This is a genomic window from Bradyrhizobium ganzhouense, from assembly GCF_049949285.1.
Lineage (GTDB): Bacteria > Pseudomonadota > Alphaproteobacteria > Rhizobiales > Xanthobacteraceae > Bradyrhizobium > Bradyrhizobium ganzhouense.
Map to the genome: position 1 here is coordinate 5,907,750 of NZ_CP181318.1, position 18,370 is coordinate 5,926,119.

The window sequence follows — 18,370 nt, forward strand, 5'->3', positions numbered from 1 at the left end:
TTGGTCCGCGCGTGCGTGGGCGCCTGCTTCGTCAGTGACGGAGCACGCGCGAGAGAAAGGTCCGGGTTCGTTCATGGGTCGGCCGGTCGAAGATCTCCACCGGCGTGCCGACCTCCAGAATGCGTCCGTGATCGATGTAGACGACGCGATCGGCGACCTCGCGGGCGAAGCCCATCTCATGGGTCACGATCATCATGGTCATGCCTTCGCGCGCGAGCTCGCGCATGACATCGAGAACCTCGCCGACCATCTCGGGATCGAGCGCCGAGGTCGGCTCATCGAACAGCATGATATGCGGCTCCATTGCGAGCGACCGGGCGATTGCAACGCGCTGCTGCTGACCGCCAGACAACTGGGCCGGAAGTTTGTGAGCATGATCATGCAGCCCGACCCGCTCGAGCAGACGCAACGCGCTCGCCCTCGCCTCGTCCGGCTTGCGGCCACGAACGCGGATCGGCGCAATTGCGACGTTATCGATCGCGCTCATATGCGGAAACAGATTGAACTGCTGGAACACCATGCCGACGCCCTTGCGGATCCTGGCCAGCTCCTTCTCGCCGCCGATCGCACGATCGGCTTCCGTCGGCATGCTGAAGCCGTCGACGGTCAGCCGTCCGCTCTGGTACATCTCCAGACCGTTGACGCAGCGGATCAAGGTCGACTTTCCCGAGCCGCTAGCACCGATGATGACGACGACCTCGCCGCGCCCGACATCGAGATCGACGTCCTTGAGGACATGAAACGCGCCAAAGGACTTGTTGAGGCGGCCAATGCTGACGATGACATCGCGCGACATCGTGGCTGCTGGAATCGGGATGGCGTTCATCGTGATCCCCTTGCGAGATGGGCTTCGAGGCGGCGCGAGGCGTAGGTGATCGTTCCGCCGATGGCGAGATAGACGGCGAACAGGAAGACATAGACCTCATAGGTCCGGCCACTGTTCTGCGGATCGGCCAGGATCATTTGTCCGGCGCGCAGAAAATCGGTCAGGCCGATGATGAAGACCAGCGTCGCACCGTTGAAGATGTCGAGGATCTGTCCGACCAGCGAGGGAACGACAACCCGCAGCGCCTGCGGCAGGACGATATCGACATTGAGCGTCCAGCTGCTCATGGCGAGCGAACGTGCCGCCTCGATCTGCCCCCTCGGCACGGCCTGAAGTCCGCTGCGCACATATTCGGCGACATAGGCCGCAAAGAACAGCGCAAAGCCGGCCATGCCGCGCAGCAGCCCCGGAACGGACGTATCGGGCGCCAGCAGCGGCACGATGATCCAGATCCAGTAAACCACGAGGATCAACGGCACCGACCGCATCGTCTCGATATAGGCGGTCGAAATCACGCGCAGGCTGGTGATGCGGCTCTGCCGGCCGAGTGCAAGCAGGATTCCGAAGGGCAAGGTCAGGATCGAAACCGCGATCGTCAGGACGACGCTCAGCAGCAGACCACCCCAGACCTCGAAGCCCGGCGGCGAGAGCACGACGAAGATTGCGACGACGCCGGCGAGAAGCCCGGAGAGAACGATGCGCTGGTCGACGCCCGAACGATGGGAGCCGATCCATGCAGCGATGCCGAGAGCCGCGCCAGCGGCAGTGAGGATGCCAGAATGCACATCGATCGCGGCTGCCACCCCCGCGGCGATCAACATTACGACCAATGTGACGACCGTCAACGCGGCCCGCCCCGGGCGAACCGAAAGGCCGAGGCCCGCGCCGAACATCGCGCAGAGCGTCGCGACGGAGAACCATGCCCGCCACAACTGGTCGGCCGGATAGATGCCGGTCATCAGCACCTTGAAGCTGCCGCCGACGACTTGCCAATGCGCCTGGACCAACACCCAGTAGGCAAAGGTATAGAGAGCCCAGGCCAGCAGCGGGATGACGACAAGCGACAGCGCAGTATCGAACGGCTTGGCGAAAAGATTGCGGTGGACCCACCGCAGCGCGACCGTGGTCATCGCATCCTCCGTCCGTTGACGCGCGCGTTGAGGCCATTCACGCAGCCGCTGATGATCCAGCTCAGCGCGAGATAGGTCAGCATCACGATCACGACGCCTTCGAGGTTTCGCCCGGTCTGGTTCGAGACGGTGCCATAGACGTTGAACAGATCGGGGAAGCCGATCGCGATCCCGAGCGAAGTATCCTTGGTCAAGCTGATGTAGCGGTTGGCGAGCGACGGCAGGACGATCCGGAAGACCTGGGGAAGGATAATGTCGCGCAGCGTGTGGGACCGCGACAATCCGAGCGAGGCAGATGCCTCCCATTGCCCCTTCGGCAAGGACTCGATCGCGCCGCGGACGATCTCGGCGACATAGGCGGAGCTGTTGACGACGATCGCAACAAGGAGCGCCGTCATTTCCGGTGAGATGGCAAAGCCTCCGCGCGCGCCGAACCGGGTCGCGACCGGAAGGTCAAGGCCAAGGGGAAACCCGACGAAGGCGGCCGCCATCAGGGCCGCGATCGCCGCGGCCAGGAGGATCAACCGGAGTCGCAGTCCGCGCAGAACCACGCCGGCGGCAACCAGGGCGACGGCCGCGGCGAGCAATCCCCACGACGCAACACCTGTGCGCTCGGAAATCGCAAGGCCAGGAAAGAACACGCCCGAACGGCTGGCGAGAAGGCCGCCAAACCAATTCGAAGCGGCATTGGCCGGAGGAAACCGCAGCACCACCGCGAAGTACCAGAACACGATCTGGATCAGCAGCGGTGTGTTGCGTATGGCTTCGACCAGCCCAAAGCAGAGGTTGCGCACCAGCCAATTCGTCGAGAGCCGGCCGATGCCGACCAGCGTCCCGAACATGGTGCAGAGGACGATCGCCGACAGTGCGACCTTTAGCGAATTCCACAGGCCCGCCAGCAGCGCCTGCAGATTGGTGTGAGTGGGAGAGAAAAGCTCCAGAACCAGCCAGTTGCCCTCACGTGCAGGCACGAAGCCTTCACTGAGACTGAAATTTGCGACATTGCCGAGATAACCGAACGAGAACTGGATGCCCTTGCGGGCGAGCGCTTCACGCACCGCGAGGCCGAGCCAGATGACGAGCCCCGCCACGGCGATGACGATCGCAGCCTGCAAAAGCCATTTGGACGCGATCAGCAGGCCACGACGCGCCGGCGGGATGCTGTGATATTCGGCAATCTGCGTGGTCACGACGCCCTCCCGAGATCGAGGCGAGCCCGTCGGCTCGCCCATGATCATGCGGCTCAGTTCCACGGAGGCGAGTACTCGGCACCGCCCTTGGTCCACATCGCGTTGGGCGTGCCGGCCCGGTCGATGAAATACGGTGTCTTGGGTCCGAGGTTACGGTCGTAGATCTCGCCGTAATTGCCGACCGACTTGATCATGCTGGCGACGAAATCGTCGGCGACGCCGAAATCCTTGCCAAAGCCGTCCTTCACGCCGAGGAATTTCTGCACGAAGGCGGTCTCGTCCTTCTGCCTGTCGGCCAGATTAGCCGATGTGATGTCCCACTCTTCCGCCTGGAACAGCGCGAAGGTCGCCCAGCGCAGGAGATTGCGCCATCTGGAATCGTTGGCGATGACGAAACCGGCGAACGGCGACTTGTTCAGAGTCTCGGGCAGGATGGTGAAGTCGTCCGGCTTGGGCGAGTTGCCACGCCAGGCCGCAAGCGCGGATTTGTCCGTCGACATCGCGTTGCAGCGATCGCTCTGGAGCGCACCGAAGAGCTTCTCGAGATTCTCGAAGGTGAGAACCTTGGTGGTCTTGAAACCGCGTACGCGGACGAAGCTGGCGAGCGTGGCTTCGGTGCCGGAGCCCTGCGTCGTGCAGATCGTCGCGCCGTCCAGCTCCGCAACGGATTTCACACCGGACGCAGACTTCACCATCATGCCGGTGCCGTCGTAGAAATTGATCGGCAGGAAATCGATGCCGATCGCGGATTCGCGCACCGGCTTGATCGTCGTATGTGCAAAGACGACATCGGCCTGCCCGGTCTGCAAGGCGTTGAAGCGACTCTTGTCGGTGACGATGACGAAGTTGACCTTGCTGGCGTCGCCGAGAACGGCGGCGGCCATGGCGCGGCAGAAATCGGCATCTAGCCCCTCGATCTTGCCGGTCTTGGTGTTGAGGTAGCCGAAGCCAGGGGCCGTGTTGTCGGTGCCGCAGTTCAGGATGCCGCGCTGCTTGACGTTGTCGAGGACGGAGGCGGATGCACCGCTCGCCCAGAGCGATGCTGCGGCGAGCGCAGCGACCAGGAATTTGGAACGAGCCATCTGAGAACCCCTCTTTGCCTGTTGTCGTCCAACGCATGTCAGCCGGGGTTGGGATGTGCTCCTCTTGTGAAGACCCGAACTGCTCTGGGGAATGAAGCTACAGCCGCAAAACAATTCTGGTCTACTTAATTAATTTTGCGATATACATTAGAGAATATGCATGATTGCTCTCTGGGCACATGTAGGAGCTAAAGGATGGATTTCGCCCGACTCCGCACGCTTCGTGAGCTTTCGCTGCGAAAAACAATGGCAGCAGTGGCCGAGGCTTTGCTGATCTCGCCGTCGGCCGTTTCACAGCAAATCGCGCAGCTCGAGGACGAGACCGGCGTTGAACTGGTCGAACGCAGGGGCCGCGGCGTACGGCTGACGCCGGCGGGACAGCGACTGGCAGACCATGCCGGGCGGGTCATCGGCGTTCTGGAGGAAGCGAAGACCGACCTTGCGGAGCTGAAGAAGACCGTCGCCGGCGAATTGCGCGTCTCGGCTTTTCCGTCGGTCGCCGCATCGCTCATTCCGCCGACGATCCGGGCGATGTCGGCTCGCTTCCCCGATCTGGCGACGATATTCGAGGAGCTGGAGCCCGACGACAGCCTGGCTGCGCTACGCGCCTGGCAGACGGATGTCGCTGTTGTCGACGATCTCACGACATCGGCAAGCCTGTCGGAGACACAGGTCGAGATGCTGCATCTTCTGGACGACCACCTCCACGTCCTGCTGCCGCGCGACCATCCGCTGGCCGAGCGGCCTCACCTCACCTTGCCGGAGTTGGCGACCGAGCGATGGGTCCTCGACACGACGTCCGCCACCTATTCGGACGTGATCGTCGGTGCCTGCCGCAATGCCGGCTTCGATCCCATCGTCAATGCCCGCTGCCACAGCTTCGAAGTGGTGCGCGCCATGGTCGAGGCAGGCTGCTCTGTGTCGATCAATCCGGGGCTACGCGGGCGCGATCATATCGGCACGTTGCGCCTCAAGGAGATCAAGCCGATCATCACAAGGCGGATATTCGCGGCGTTTCGCACCGGTGAAAGGCGTAACCCGGCGATCGCCGAATTCGTGAGCGAGCTTCGGGCGGTGGCTGCGTCGATGACGGCTCAGCGGTGATGGGCTAGTCTTCGATGCGTGCCCCGGACGCAGCGCAGCGTCTCTTCGACGGTGCGCTACAGAGCCGGGGCCCATGTTGCTTAGATTGCGCTGTATGGCTTCTGGGTCCCGGCTCTGCACTGCACCGCCGTAAGGGCGTTTACGCGCGTCTTCGACGCGCTATGGGGCGTTGCAGTGCGTCCGGGACACGAGAGGACGCCGTACGCGGCGAAGACTCCGCTCCGCTCATAATGACGGCGTCGAAAACTATTCCTGGTCGACCAGATCGTCCTCGAGGATCGCCATCTGGAACTGGAACGAGCGATCATCGTCCTCGTCGTCGACGAAGAGCACGCCGATGAACTCCTCGCCGATATAGACCTCGGCGGAGTCATCCTTCTTCGGCCGCGGCACGACGCGGATCTTGGGATTGCCGAATACGCGCTTCAGATACGCATCTAACTTTCTGACTTCTTTGACGTCCACGGCAAGTCTCCGATCAAAATTGGTCGGCGGGTTTTAGGACGAGACGCAGCGAACCGCCAGCATGAATTGCCAAAGAATTTGGGGACGAAAAGGGCCGGAAAATCCTGCCCTTACCGCGCGCGTCTAGAGCCCCATCGCGTTGATCATCTGGTCCATGGTGCGCGACGGCTCGGCGCAGCCGGCCTCGCCGACGATCTTGGCCGGCACGCCCGCAACCGTGACGTTGTGCGGCACCGGCTTGACCACGACCGAGCCGGCGGCGATGCGCGCGCAATGGCCGATCTCGATGTTGCCGAGGATCTTTGCACCGGCGCCGATCAGCACGCCGTGACGAATCTTCGGATGACGATCCTCGTTCTCCTTGCCGGTGCCGCCGAGCGTGACGCCGTGCAGGATCGAGACGTCGTCCTCGATGACAGCCGTCTCGCCGCAGACGAAGCCGGTGGCGTGGTCGAGAAAAACACCGCGGCCGATGCGCGCGGCGGGATTGATGTCGGTCTGGAACACCGCAGAGGCACGGCTCTGGAGGTAATAGGCAAAATCCTTGCGGCCCTTCAGATAGAGCCAGTGCGCGAGGCGATGGGTCTGGAGCGCGTGAAAGCCCTTGAAGTAGAGCAAGGGATCGATGAAGCGCGAGGTCGCGGGATCGCGGTCATAGACGGCGACGAGATCGGCGCGGAAGGCGTTGCCGACATCGGGGTCGTCGCGCAGCGCCTCGTCAAAGGTCTGGCGTACCAGATCGCCCGACAGCGCGGCGTGGTCGAGCCGGTCGGCGACGCGGTGGACCACGGAATCTTCGAGACGGCTGTGGTGCAGCACCGTCGAATAGATGAAGGTCGCAAGCTCCGGCTCGCGATGGACGATGTCCTCCGCCTCGCCGCGGATCCGGTCCCAGATCGGATCGAGCGTTGCGAGCTTTCCTCCCGGATTGACCTGATGCACTGCCATGGGATCTGCTCTTTCGAATTGGCTCGTTTGGCTGGCTCTATAACACAGTCTAGGCGACAAAGTCCTGACGGGCTTGCCTGAGAGTGAACAGTGCCTTGCCCCGCGAAAGCATACCAACGCGTTGAAACACAATAGGTTCTCGGAACGCCCCCAGGCGGCAAGGTCGGCTTGAAATGGTCAGAGTTGCGCCAAATTCAAGCCGGGCGGCGTCAAACTATTGGTGAATTTCGTCCCAACCGTTATTGCGGGCATGGTCCGGACAGGGACGGAGCGGATTTGAGCATCACCACCGAACAATTGCGCGCGCGCGCCACGGGTACCTTTTGGCTGCGGCTGGCGGCGATGGCTCTGCCCCTCCTCCTGATCGCGCCGGCGTTCTGGAACGGCTATCCGCTGTTGCAATGGGATACCGGCGGCTATCTGGCGCGCTGGTACGAAGGCTATCTCGTGCCGAGCCGCTCCACCGTGTTCGGCCTCTATCTGCATTATGGCGAGAATTTCGGCTTCTGGATCAACCTCGCGGTCCAGTCGCTGGCGACGCTGTGGCTGTTGCAGCTGACGCTGCGCGTGCTCGCCTTGATGCAGACATTCCGCTTCGTCGCGATCAGCCTGCTGCTGATCCTGTCGACGGCGCTGCCCTGGCTCGCCAGCATGCTGCTCACCGACATCTTTGCAGGGCTGTCGATCCTGTCGCTGTTCCTGCTGATCGTCGGCGCGGGCCGGATTTCGGTGCTCGAAAAAGTCTCGCTGTTCGTCTTCACCGCCTTTGCCGCCGCGACCCACAGCGCCACGCTCGGCGTGCTGCTGGGGCTCTGCGCCGTCGGCTGGATGGCGCGGCCGTTGCTCGGGCATCGTCTCCCGATGGCCGGACTGGCGCAGGCGAGCCTGACCATCGTCGCGGGCGGCCTGATGCTGATCTCGGCCAACCACGCGCTGTCGGGCAAATGGGCCTGGACGCCCGGCGGCACCGGCGTCGCCTTCGGCCGCATGATGCAGGACGGCATCGTCGCACGCTTCCTCAACGACCGCTGTCCGCGCGAAGACTTCAAGCTCTGTCCGTATCGCAACGAGCTGCCGGCAACCGCCGACGAGTTCCTGTGGGGCCACAGCATGTTCAACACGCTCGGCCGCTTCGAGGGGATGAACGACGAGATGGGTACCATCGTCGTGCAGTCGCTGGCGGCCTATCCGGCCTGGCAGGCCGAGGCGGCCTTGCGCGCGATGGGGCAGCAATTGCTGCATGTCGCGACCGGCGAAGGCACCAGCGGCTGGATTCCCCATACCTACGGCATCATCGAGCGCTACATCCCGGCGCAGGTGGCCGCGATGCGCGAGGCGAGGCAGCAGCAATGGGACCTCGATTTCAGCTACGTCAACTGGCTGCACGTGCCGGTCGCGTTGGCCTCAATGCTGGGACTGCTCGTACTGCTCGGACGCGCGCTCGCCGATCGAAGACTGGACGATCTGACGCTGCTGGCTGCGACAGTGACGCTGGCCCTGCTCGGCAACGCCCTCATCTGCGGCATCATCTCAGGGCCACACGACCGCTACGGCGCGCGCATGGTGTGGGTTGCGACCTTCGTGGTGCTGATGGCGCTGGCGCGGGCGTTCGGCGACGACGAAACTGCGGACGACGGCTCAACTGCGGTGTGACAAAAAGTCCAGCACGCCGGTCTTGTAGACCTTGTCGCCGACCGCGCGCATGTGATCGCGGCCGGGAATATCGAGCACTTGCGAGCCGGGGATGATCGCACCGAGCGCGCTGGCCGATCCCGCGACATCATCGGTCGAGCCGACCGCAATCAGCACGGGCACGTCGATGCGCGCGGCCTCGTCTCTCGTCATGAGATCGCGCGTGCCACGCAGGCAGGCGGCGAGCGCACGGCGGTCGGAGCGGGTTTGGTCTGCAAACGCACGAAACGTGCGGCCGACGGGATCGGTGACGTCGTCGAGCGAGGGCGCTTCCAGCGCTTTGGCCACGTTCTCGCCGGGCCCGGTGCCCTCGATCAGACCGCCGATGCCAATGCCGCCGAGGATCGCCGAGCGCAGGCGCTGCGGCTCGTTGAGGCCGAGCCAGGCCGTCATCCGCCCGCCCATCGAATAGCCCATGATGTCGGCCTGCGGGATCGCGAGATGGTCCATCAGCGCGAGCACGTCGCCGGCCATGGTCGGAATCGAATATTGCGCGGGCTCGTACAGCTTTGCGCTCTCGCCATGGCCGCGATTGTCCAGCGCGATGACGCGGCGGCCGTTCTTGCGCAGCTCAGAGACCCAGGTCGGATAGACCCAGTTCACGTTCTTGCTGGAGGCAAAGCCGTGCACCAGGATGATCGGATCGCCCTCGCCTTCGTCGAGATAGGCAATTTCAACAGCGCCGTTGTGAAAGCTCGGCATCAGAAGTTCCGCAGTGTTTTGGGGATAGATTGATCTTAGGCCGTGACGGCCGTGTTTGCCAGAGCGGCGTCGGCAGCCAACTGCGCCTGGCGGAGCCGGCGGCGCCGCCTGCGATCGCACCAGGCTTGCGTCAGGCGCTCGGTGGTCGCCTTGATCGAGGATAGCAGGCCGAACAATGTCAGCGCCGCGCCGAAGAGCCACAGCGTGAGATCGAACGCGCCGCCGACGAGCAGCAGCGCGCCGCGGCCGAGCAGCTTCATGATCGCGCGTGTCTTACTGCCCTGCACTTCCGCAAGCCGCGCCGCGCGCGCAACATCCTTCGGACCCTCGGCGATGCGCAGCGTGTCCATGGCGCCGCGCGTGCCGGTCTTCTCGGCCACGCGCGTGACGTCCTTGCCGAGCCGAACCAGCGCACCAGCCTTCTCGACGCGGAACGCCGCCTTGATCGCGCTCACCGTCTCACCCGGCCGCAGCACCGAGCCAGAGGCGACCGCGTTCTGCAGCATCGGCGTGTCGACCATTTCGCGCGCCGACCGGCCGGCCCATGCGGCGAGACCTTCGCCGAGCCGCCCGACCTTGCGGGCATCCTTCACCAGCGTCAGCCCGGCGCGCACCGGCGCGGCACCGCCGGCCGACAGATAGGTCACGGCCGTCACCGCGAGGCCCGCGGTCGCAAGGCCGAGCACGAGGCGGTCGGTGTCGTCACCCATGGCGAGATGCTTGCTCTCGCGGACGACGTCCCTGATATCGCCGATCACAAAGAGATCGCCGGCCACCGTCCCCGACAGGCTCGCGACATCATCGGCGTTGCCGGTGACGAGCCCGGTGGCAAAGCGCTTGGCGACATGCGAGGTGGAGTTTTCGGTTTTGACGGCATCGCTGACCCGGTTCAGGAGATCATCGGGCAGCGCGATGTTGCGGTCACGCGCGAGCGAGACAAAACTGTCGGCGAGATCGGCATCGCCGGCGCCAAGCGCGGCCTCGATATTGTCCTGAACCAAGCGATCGTTGTGCGCGAGAGCCGCATCGAGCTTGAGCTCGGACAGGGCCGCCGGATCGTCCTGCGCGGCGAGAATCGCACTGGCCTCGCGGGCATGCGGCGCTACCTGCGCGAGCACAAGGCTGCATGCAGCAATTCCTGCCAATGCGGAGCTGATTCGCAGCCACTTCATGCTGAGAGCCTGGACATCCCTAGGAATATTTGCGCCGGATCATTTGCGCCGGATGGTTCGTCTTTTGCCGCAATTGGACGCGTCCACAGACATAGTATGCCAAAATTGCGACACAACGTCCCCGACGAAAGAAGGGCTTCTCTCAGGCCGCAAGATTGTGTCGAATTTGCAAGAGCAAATGAGCATGGGGCAATTGCGAACCTTTCGGTTCCGTCGGGCTAGCAATCACCTGAACCCATCAGTATGGTCCGCGACGTCGAAATTATGCCGCGTCACTGCTGATTGTGTCTGCCGCCATTGCCACTCCAGGATGAACTACGATGTCCGACCATGTCGTCCCGCACTTCCATAACGATGCCGGTGTCCCCGTCATCGAGATCGGCTCGCAAGAGTTCATGTGCGTCGGCGCCAACCCTCCGTTCGATCATCCGCACGTCTTCCTGGACCTCGGCAACGACAACGAGATCATCTGCCCGTACTGCTCGACGCTGTACCGCTTCGCGGCCGACCTGAAGGCAGGCGAAGCCCGCCCGCCGGAATGCGTGCTGAAAGACAAGGTGGCCTGACCGCTCACCTCGGTCAGGGGTGGCCCTCCCGCGAACGATTGTCATTGCCGGTGCCGGAATCGGAGGACTGACGGCTGCGCTTGCGCTGGCCGCCCGCGGTTTTCGCATCGTCGTATTGGAAAAGGCCGAGCGGCTCGAGGACGTCGGCGCCGGCCTGCAACTCTCCCCCAATGCCAGCCGCGTGCTGGTCGAGCTCGGTCTGACGGAACGGCTGAAGCTGCGCGCTGTCGTGCCCGAAGCGGTCTCGATCATGAGCGCGCGGGCCGGCGGCGAGCTTTTGCGGATGCCGCTCGGCGAGGCCGCCGCCAATCGCGCCGGCGCCCCCTATTGGGTGATCCATCGCGCCGACCTGCAATCCGCGCTCGCCGGCGCGGTCGCGGACCATCCCGATATCGACCTGAAGTTGGGCGCGACATTCGAGGATGTCGCCCCCCACGCCAGGGGACTGACGATCGTTCATCGCAGCGGAACCATCCGCCGCAGCGATCTCGCCAGCGCCCTGATCGGCGCCGACGGCATCTGGTCGACAGTCCGCCAGCATCTGTTTCCCGAAGTGCAGCCGCGCTTCTCCGGGCTGATCGCCTGGCGCGGCACGCTGGATGCGACGCAACTGCCCAAGGAATACACCGCGCGGCGGGTGCAGCTCTGGATGGGCTCGAACGCCCATCTCGTCGCCTACCCGATCGCGGGCGGCCGCCAGCTCAACGTGGTGGCGGTGCTGCCGGGCACCTGGAACAGGCCGGGCTGGAGCACGCCCGGCGATCCCTTCGAGGTGATGGACGCCTTCGCCGCACCACGCTGGCCGCCGACGGCGCGGATGATGCTCGCCGCCGTCGACAGCTGGCGCAAATGGGCGCTGTTCGGCGTTCCGGATGGATGCCCCTGGAGCGAGGGCCCGGTCGCGCTGCTCGGCGACGCCGTGCACGCGATGCTGCCATTTGCCGCGCAAGGCGCCGGCATGGCGATCGAGGATGCCGCCGTGCTCGCCAAGCATCTGAGCCTCGAGGCCGCGGAGGACGCAAGCAGCGTCGCGGCGGCGCTGAAGCAATATGGCTGGGCACGTCAGGCCCGTGTCAGGACGGTGCAGCGCACCGCGCGGCAGCAAGGCCGGATCTATCATCTCGGCGGCCCATTCGCACTCGCGCGCGATCTCGCGATCCGCGCGCTCGGGCCGGACCGCATGCTGGCGCGGCAGGACTGGATCTACGGCTGGCGTCCCTAGCGTTTCGGAGCGGGCTTGATGTCCGGCCGCTGTGGCGCAGCCGCCGCCGGCGGCGTATTGGGCGGCGTTTCCCGGCACCTGTTGCGGCGCCAGGCGTCTTCGGCCAGCTGCGCCATCCCTCGCACCGCGACATAATCGTTGCGATAGGCGAGCTCGGACACGACAGCGCCGCCAGCTCCGGTCTCCGCCTTGTCCATCAGCTTCTGCAATTCGGCGGTGCGGGTGGCGAGCGCCTTGCGCTCCCCTTCGAGCTGCTTGCAATCATACAATTCGTATCTGGCGGGATCAGCAAAGGCCGGAGCGATCGTCTCGCTCACGCCGGCGCAGCCGGACAGCGCGAAGCCGGCCGCGCCCAGCGCGGCTACCGCGCAGCAGGCGCGCAGGGAAGAGGAAAGCGAAGCAGGCATGGCCGGAAAAATAGTCCCCGTGAATTGAGAATGCCTAAAGCAGGGCCAAATGTCCGGATTGAGGCTTTGCCTTGTGCCGCCGGCTCGCTTAAGGAAGAACCGCCTGTCCAGCGCAACAAGCGCCAATTCCAGACCGTTGGACGGGACTTAAGTGTTTGATCTCTCTGGATCAAGCGGGCATGGCGGAATTGGTAGACGCAAGGGACTTAAAATCCCTCGGTGCGCAAGCGCTGTGCCGGTTCGACCCCGGCTGCCCGCACCATTTGAGCTGACGAGGCCGATTGCGCCCACAGCATGATCCAGAAGCACATCAGCGCGACCGCGATCTGGACAACGCCACCTTCGATCGTGATCCCCGTGATCGAGACCAGTGTCGGGACGGCAACGCCGATGGTCAGCACGGCGGCAAGGGCTGCGGCCGGAAGATCGACGATCAGGACGGCGGCGTAGACCGCAAGTTCGAAGAACGCATATTCCTTCAGGCGCGGCGAGCAAAGATAGAGGCCGTACATCGCCAGCACCGTGATCCGCATCGCGGCCTGCGGATGATCCATCAGCCAGCGGTCGAGGCGTCCCAGTAACGATCCCTCGTTGTTGCGGATCGCGCGCAGCAGCGACCAGCCGAGCGGTGCGAGCACAAACGCGGTCGCCGCCAGGGCGTAAATGGCGAACACGAGCGGCCTGCTGTCGGCAAGTCCAACGCAGTCAACGATGGTCTGCGCCAGCAGCAGCAGCGACGGATTGGTTTGCTCGGTCTGGACCGAATGCTGACCGGGGATCGCGCCCGAGATCGCGAGCAACCAGCTCGAGAACAAGCCCGGATAGAAGACGACCGAAATCAGGATCGGCAGCACGAAGCCGAGGCCCGCCACCGCCATCAAAACAAGTTTCCGCCGCCGCGACAGCGGCAGGAGATAGAGCGCGGCCAGCAGCGGGACAAACACCAGCTTGAACGACATGACGAGGCCAAGCAGTGCCGCCCCTGCCATACGGAGGACATCGTCGCGATCGTCGGACGTCGCGGGGCGAAGCAGAAGGGCAAGCGCTGCGGCCGTCAATCCGCCGCCCAGAATCGCGAAATTGCCCGAGGCCAGCCCCCATTCGAAACCAACGAACGCGCCGAGCACGTAGAGTCCCCGCAGCGCCACGTCACGCAGACTGCGTGTCCGGCCGATCGCGGGCAGCACCAGGCCGCAGAGCACGGCGATGACGAGAAAGACGCCGCGGTGATGGCCGACAAGAAAGCCGCCCGCACACAGCGGACGAAAGGCGTCCAGCGTCGCCGGCAGATAGGGGTAAGAGAGCTTGGTGCCCTTCAGATTCTTCACGTAGTACGGATCGAGCCCGTCGACATGCGCATCGACAGCGGCGCAGTTGGCGCGAACGTCCCAGCCGTAATTCGTATCGAGCGCAGCATCATTGGCGAGATTGCCGAACACCAGCACGGCCACCAACGCGATCAGGCAGGCAAGCCAGGCGTTGCGCTTGCCGGCCATGTCGGCTGGCGGTGCCGACCATCGTGCTATTCCGGACGGGGCGACACTCGTCATGGACGCACGGCCTTCCGCTCGAGGCATTCCGGCTCGGTTCGAAAATCGAGCAACAGGATCCAAAAGCAGGCGAGTGCGACCGCGAGCTGGACAAAGCCACCTTCGATCGTGGTCCCCGTGATCGAGACCAGCGTCGGAACGGCAACGCCGATGGTCAGCACGGCTGCAAGGGCTGCGGCCGGAAGATCGACGATCAGGACGGCGCCGTAGACCGCGAGCTCGAGAAACGCATATTCCTTCAGGCGCGGCGAGCAGAGATAGAGGCCGTACATCGCCAGCACCGTGATCCGCATCGCGGCCTGCGGATGATCGATCAGCCAGCGGTCGAGGCGTCGCAGTAACGATCCCCCGTTGTTGCGGATCGCGCGCAGCAGCGACCAGCCGAGCGGTGCGAGCACGAACGCGGTTGCCGCCAGGGCGTAAATGGCGAACACGAGCGGCTTGCTGTCGGCAAGTCCCATGCGGTCCACGATGGCCTGCGCCAACAGCAGCAGCGATGGATTGGGCTCCTCGATCTGGACCGAAAGCTGACCGGGGATCCCGCCCGTGATCGCGAGCAACCAGCTCGAGAACAAGCCCGGATAGAAGACGACCGAGATCAGGATCGGCAGCACGAAGCCGAGGCCCGCCACCGTCATCAGGACAAGTTTCCGCCGCCGCGACAGCGGCAGGAGATAGAGCGCGGCCAGCAACGGGAAAAATACCAGCTTGAACGACATGACGAGGCCAAGCAGTGCCGCCCCTGCCATACGAAGGACATCATGCCGATCGTCGAGCTTCGCGGAGCGAAGCAGAAGGGCAAGTGCTGCAGCGGTCAGTCCGCCGCCCAGGATCGCGAAATTGCCGGAGGCCAGCACCCATTCGAAACCGACGAACGCGCCGAGCACGTAAAGTCCCCTCAGCGCCACGTCACGCAAGCTGCGTGTGCGGCCGATCCCGGGCAGCACCAGGCCGCAGAGCACGGCGATGGCGAGAAAGACGCCGCGGTGATGGCCGACAAGAAAGCCGCCTGCGCACAGCGGACGAAAGGCGTCCAGCGTCGCCGGCAGATAGGTATAAGAGAACTTGGTGCCCTTCAGATTTTTCACGTAATACGGATCGAGCCCATCGACATGCGCATGGACCGCGGCGCAGTTGACGCGAAGGTCCCAGCCGTAATTCGTATCGGGCGCGGCATAGTTGGCGAGATTGCCGAACACCAGCACCGCCACCAGTGCGATCAGGCAGGCAAGCCAGGCGTTGCGCTTGCCGGCCATCTCGGCCGACGGTCCCGACCATCGTGCTGTTCCGGTGATGTCGGACACGTCCTGCCTGATCCCAAAGTTCCCTTGGCGCCTGATCCGGCGTTCGATCGGGCCACATTGAACAGGATGCGTTGCGGATTCATCTCCCCGATGGGTTGTCCCCGCCGTTATGGTGAATCACTGGTTTCCAAATCGCACCTACCGCGACGCGCGGGCGGCCAGCCAGGCGTCCAGCGCTTCACGGGTATCCTGCGTCGCCGCCATGCGCGCAAACTGCTCGCTCTCGATGGCAAGGCCCTCCGAGATCGAGACGTTGAGGCCGCGGGTGGCAGCGGTGATGACCCGGGCCACCGCCAGAGGCGAATGCCGCGTGATGCGATCAGCCAGCGTGAGAGCTACATCCAGAAGCTGCTCGTGCGGCACGATGCGGTTGATCAATCCGATCTCGCACGCGCGTTGCGGCGAAAAGGAATCGCCGGTCAGAAGATATTCCAGCGCCCGCTTGCGGCCTGCAAGCCGCGGCAGGCGCTGTGTGCCGCCGAAGGTCGGCGTGATGCCGATCGCGATCTCGGGCTTTGCAAAAGTGGCCCGCTCGCTGGCGACGGCGAGATGCACCGCTTCCGTGATCTCGCAGCCGCCGCCGAAGGCGATGCCGTTGACGGCGGCGATGATCGGCTTCGGAAACGCCTCCATGCGTGCCGTCATCGCCTGCCCGCGCCGCACGAAGGCTTTTGCCGCGGCATCAGGACCGGCCTTCACGCTCTCGGAGAATTCGGCGATGTCGGCGCCCGCCGAGAAGGCGCGATCTCCGGCGCCGGTCAGCACGATCGCGCGAACGCGCTCGTCGTCCTCGATGCGATCGAGCATTGTCATCAGCTGATCAATAAGCGCGTAGCTCAGCGCGTTGAGCTTGTTCGGACGGTTGAACGTCAGCAGAGCGACGGCGCCGCGTGTTTCCGAGAGTACGAGATCAGGCAAGTGCAGGCTCCTTCCAGGTCGAACAGGCGCGGAAATGAGCCACAGCGGTTCGGTTGTGTATACTCACTAGGCGGTATACATTGCGCCGATGGCAGCAAGAGGTGACACCACACGAGAGCAGATCGTCGTCGCGGCGACGCGCCTGTTCTATGGCGAGGGCATCAGGGCGGTCAGCATGGATGCCGTCGCCGAGAAGGCGGGCGTCACCAAGAAGACGCTCTATTATCACTTCACCAGCAAGGACGAGCTTGTCGCCGAGACCATCGCAGCCCGGGACCAGCCGACGCTGGAGCTCTACATGCGCTGGTTCGCCGAGACTGACGGCACGGTGGCGGACAAGGTCCGCGGTCTCTTCACCAAGCTCGGCAAATCGGTGGATACGCCGCGGTGGCGCGGCTGCGGCTTCCTGCGCACGATCGCCGAGCTCGCCAACACGCCGGCGCACCCTGCGGTCAAGGCCGGCGCGGCCCACAAGAAGCGTTTTGAAGCGTGGTTAGAGACAGAACTGCATGGCCACGGCATTCACGCTGCGGGGTCGCTTGCGCGACAGATCGTGATCCTGCTCGACGGCGCCACGACCGTGATGCTGATCCATCGCGATCTCGATTATGTCGACACGGCCGGACGATTGGCGCTCGAGCTGGTCGAGCAGGCGCGTGGCGCGAGTCGATCTCGGGCTGTCTGAGCTGGCGACGTCTTCACCATTTGTTGTCCGTCCCCTGCCCCGCCTGACAGCCATCCCAAAACATGGGTTGTGCAATGCAGCATGGGCATTAGATATGGCCTCTGAAATCAGAGGTGAGCTGCTTGTCCGACGTCAATGCCGACGACTGGGTGTCCTCGGGACACCGTCCGATGGGTTTTCCCGAATTCGTTATCGTGATCGCGTCCATCATGGCGCTGAATCCGCTCGCGATGGACATGATGCTGCCGGCGCTGCCCAATATCGGGTCGGCCTTCGGCATTCCCAACGCCAATCATCTCCAGCTCGTGCTGTCGACCTTCCTGATCGGCTTCGGCGCCGGCCAGTTTGTCATGGGCCCGCTGTCGGACCGGTTCGGGCGCCGGCCGGTGCTGCTCGGCGGCATGGCCGTCTACGCGGTGGCGAGCGTGCTGGCGGTCGCGGCGCCCTCATTCGAGACGCTGCTGCTCGCCCGCGCGCTGCAAGGTCTCGGCACCTCGGCGACGCGCGTGATCGCGACCTCGATCGTGCGCGACTGCTATGCCGGCCGCCGCATGGCGAGCGTGATGTCGCTTGCCATGATGATTTTCATCGCCGTGCCCGTGATCGCGCCCTCGTTCGGACAGGCCGTGCTGCTGGTCACGCAATGGCGCGGCATTTTCGTCGTGCTGATGCTCTACGGCGTGCTCGCGCTCGCATGGTCCGTGCTGCGGCTGCCTGAGACCCTTCCCGAGTCCGAACGCAGATCGCTGGCGCCCGCCGACGTGCTCTCGGCCTTCCGCCAGACCGTCACCAACCGCCAGACCATCGGTTATGCAACGGCCGCCGGCGCCGTCATGGGCGCGCTATTCGCCTTCGTATTCTCCGCGCAGCAGGTCTTCACCGGCATCTATCACCTCGGCCACTATTTCCCGCTCGCCTTTGCCGCGATCGCGGCCGGCACGGCCGTCGCCGGCTTCCTCAACGCCAGATTTGTCGGCACGCTCGGCATGCGCGTGATCTCGCACGGCGCGCTGACGCTCTACGCCGCGGTGGCCGGCGTGATGCTGCTGACCGAGATCCTCGGCGTGCTGCCGCTTCCCTTGTTCATGGTGCTGTCGGCGTTGATGATGTTCTCGTTCGGCATGATGGTCGCCAATTTCACCGCGCTCGCGATGGAGCCTCAGGGCCACATCGCCGGCACGGCCTCCTCGCTCTACGGCTCGATCACGACGCTGATCGGCATCGTGGTCGGAACAGCGATCGGCCAGAGTTTTGACGGCACGCTGCTGCCGTTCTCAATCGGATTCTTCCTGTCGACGCTTGCAGCGCTCGCGATTGTTCTGGTGGTGGAGAAGGGACGGCTGTTCAAGCCGCATCATCGCCCGATCGTGTGAGGAACTTTGCAGCCGTCTCGATGTTGTCCTGCAG

Annotated in this window: 18 protein-coding genes and 1 tRNA gene; 8 read left to right on the forward strand and 11 right to left on the reverse strand. The window is 64.3% G+C overall.

Annotation, left to right across the window (positions count from 1 at the left end):
* Positions 1-31 precede the first annotated feature (31 nt).
* From ACLFLU_RS27275 to ACLFLU_RS27290, 4 genes are read right to left on the reverse strand one after another with little or no spacing between them, the layout of a single operon-like run.
* Positions 32-796, reverse strand: a complete 765-nt coding sequence (locus ACLFLU_RS27275) for an amino acid ABC transporter ATP-binding protein (protein WP_426414086.1) — start codon at positions 794-796, stop codon at positions 32-34.
* Between the two features lie 26 nt (positions 797-822).
* Positions 823-1,956, reverse strand: coding sequence for an amino acid ABC transporter permease (locus ACLFLU_RS27280; RefSeq protein WP_426407861.1), 1,134 nt, complete (start codon positions 1,954-1,956; stop codon positions 823-825).
* Entirely contained in the window at positions 1,953-3,146 is a 1,194-nt protein-coding gene (locus tag ACLFLU_RS27285; protein ID WP_426407862.1) for an ABC transporter permease subunit, read from the reverse strand. Before ACLFLU_RS27285 ends, ACLFLU_RS27280 begins: the two co-directional genes overlap by 4 nt.
* A gap of 53 nt (positions 3,147-3,199) precedes the next feature.
* A complete protein-coding gene (locus ACLFLU_RS27290) occupies positions 3,200-4,228 on the reverse strand; it encodes a transporter substrate-binding domain-containing protein (RefSeq protein WP_426407863.1) in 1,029 nt (342 codons plus the stop codon).
* A 195-nt stretch (positions 4,229-4,423) separates the two neighbouring features.
* Here ACLFLU_RS27290 and ACLFLU_RS27295 point away from each other — a divergent pair, with 195 nt between their 5' ends.
* Positions 4,424-5,332, forward strand: coding sequence for a LysR substrate-binding domain-containing protein (locus ACLFLU_RS27295; RefSeq protein WP_426407864.1), 909 nt, complete (start codon positions 4,424-4,426; stop codon positions 5,330-5,332).
* A gap of 246 nt (positions 5,333-5,578) precedes the next feature.
* Here the strand turns inward: ACLFLU_RS27295 and ACLFLU_RS27300 are convergent, their stop codons facing one another.
* Positions 5,579-5,797, reverse strand: coding sequence for a DUF3126 family protein (locus ACLFLU_RS27300; protein WP_007602550.1), 219 nt, complete (start codon positions 5,795-5,797; stop codon positions 5,579-5,581).
* Positions 5,798-5,920: 123 nt separating this feature from the next.
* On the reverse strand, positions 5,921-6,745 hold the full coding sequence (cysE, locus tag ACLFLU_RS27305) for a serine O-acetyltransferase (protein WP_426407865.1): 825 nt from the start codon (positions 6,743-6,745) through the stop codon (positions 5,921-5,923).
* A 276-nt stretch (positions 6,746-7,021) separates the two neighbouring features.
* Here cysE and ACLFLU_RS27310 point away from each other — a divergent pair, with 276 nt between their 5' ends.
* A complete protein-coding gene (locus ACLFLU_RS27310) occupies positions 7,022-8,398 on the forward strand; it encodes a hypothetical protein (protein ID WP_426407866.1) in 1,377 nt (458 codons plus the stop codon).
* On the opposite strand, the gene ACLFLU_RS27315 is transcribed toward ACLFLU_RS27310, so the two are convergent.
* Together ACLFLU_RS27315 and ACLFLU_RS27320 are read right to left on the reverse strand one after the other, a co-directional pair.
* Positions 8,384-9,139, reverse strand: a complete 756-nt coding sequence (locus ACLFLU_RS27315) for an alpha/beta fold hydrolase (protein WP_426407867.1) — start codon at positions 9,137-9,139, stop codon at positions 8,384-8,386. The genes ACLFLU_RS27310 and ACLFLU_RS27315 overlap by 15 nt on opposite strands.
* 35 nt (positions 9,140-9,174) lie before the next feature.
* Complete coding sequence (locus tag ACLFLU_RS27320) at positions 9,175-10,311, reverse strand: hypothetical protein (RefSeq protein WP_426407868.1); 1,137 nt, start codon at positions 10,309-10,311, stop codon at positions 9,175-9,177.
* Positions 10,312-10,631: 320 nt separating this feature from the next.
* Between ACLFLU_RS27320 and ACLFLU_RS27325 the strand changes: the two genes are divergently transcribed.
* Positions 10,632-10,877 (forward strand): zinc-finger domain-containing protein, encoded by a 246-nt coding sequence (locus tag ACLFLU_RS27325; RefSeq protein ID WP_007602543.1) that lies wholly within the window; start codon positions 10,632-10,634, stop codon positions 10,875-10,877.
* A gap of 19 nt (positions 10,878-10,896) precedes the next feature.
* Positions 10,897-12,099 carry an FAD-dependent monooxygenase gene (locus ACLFLU_RS27330; protein ID WP_426407869.1) on the forward strand — a complete coding sequence of 401 codons (1,203 nt, stop codon included), beginning with the start codon at positions 10,897-10,899 and terminating at the stop codon, positions 12,097-12,099.
* Here the strand turns inward: ACLFLU_RS27330 and ACLFLU_RS27335 are convergent.
* Positions 12,096-12,506, reverse strand: coding sequence for a twin-arginine translocation pathway signal (locus ACLFLU_RS27335; RefSeq protein ID WP_426407870.1), 411 nt, complete (start codon positions 12,504-12,506; stop codon positions 12,096-12,098). The genes ACLFLU_RS27330 and ACLFLU_RS27335 overlap by 4 nt on opposite strands.
* 173 nt (positions 12,507-12,679) lie before the next feature.
* On the opposite strand from ACLFLU_RS27335, the gene ACLFLU_RS27340 reads away from it, so the two are divergent.
* Together ACLFLU_RS27340 and ACLFLU_RS27345 are read left to right on the forward strand one after the other, a co-directional pair.
* Positions 12,680-12,768: transfer RNA gene (locus ACLFLU_RS27340), tRNA-Leu, on the forward strand.
* A gap of 19 nt (positions 12,769-12,787) precedes the next feature.
* Positions 12,788-13,087, forward strand: a complete 300-nt coding sequence (locus ACLFLU_RS27345; protein WP_426407871.1) for a hypothetical protein — start codon at positions 12,788-12,790, stop codon at positions 13,085-13,087.
* A 965-nt stretch (positions 13,088-14,052) separates the two neighbouring features.
* On the opposite strand, the gene ACLFLU_RS27350 is transcribed toward ACLFLU_RS27345, so the two are convergent.
* Both ACLFLU_RS27350 and ACLFLU_RS27355 read right to left on the reverse strand, forming a co-directional pair.
* Positions 14,053-15,360, reverse strand: coding sequence for a hypothetical protein (locus tag ACLFLU_RS27350; protein ID WP_426407872.1), 1,308 nt, complete (start codon positions 15,358-15,360; stop codon positions 14,053-14,055).
* A gap of 138 nt (positions 15,361-15,498) precedes the next feature.
* Positions 15,499-16,278: a crotonase/enoyl-CoA hydratase family protein gene (locus ACLFLU_RS27355; RefSeq protein WP_426407873.1), complete on the reverse strand. Its 780-nt coding sequence runs from the start codon at positions 16,276-16,278 to the stop codon at positions 15,499-15,501.
* Positions 16,279-16,366: 88 nt separating this feature from the next.
* Here ACLFLU_RS27355 and ACLFLU_RS27360 point away from each other — a divergent pair, with 88 nt between their 5' ends.
* On the forward strand, positions 16,367-16,963 hold the full coding sequence (locus tag ACLFLU_RS27360; protein ID WP_426407874.1) for a TetR/AcrR family transcriptional regulator: 597 nt from the start codon (positions 16,367-16,369) through the stop codon (positions 16,961-16,963).
* 122 nt (positions 16,964-17,085) lie between these two features.
* Positions 17,086-18,336, forward strand: coding sequence for a multidrug effflux MFS transporter (locus ACLFLU_RS27365; RefSeq protein WP_426407875.1), 1,251 nt, complete (start codon positions 17,086-17,088; stop codon positions 18,334-18,336).
* The last annotated feature ends 34 nt before the right edge of the window (positions 18,337-18,370 follow it).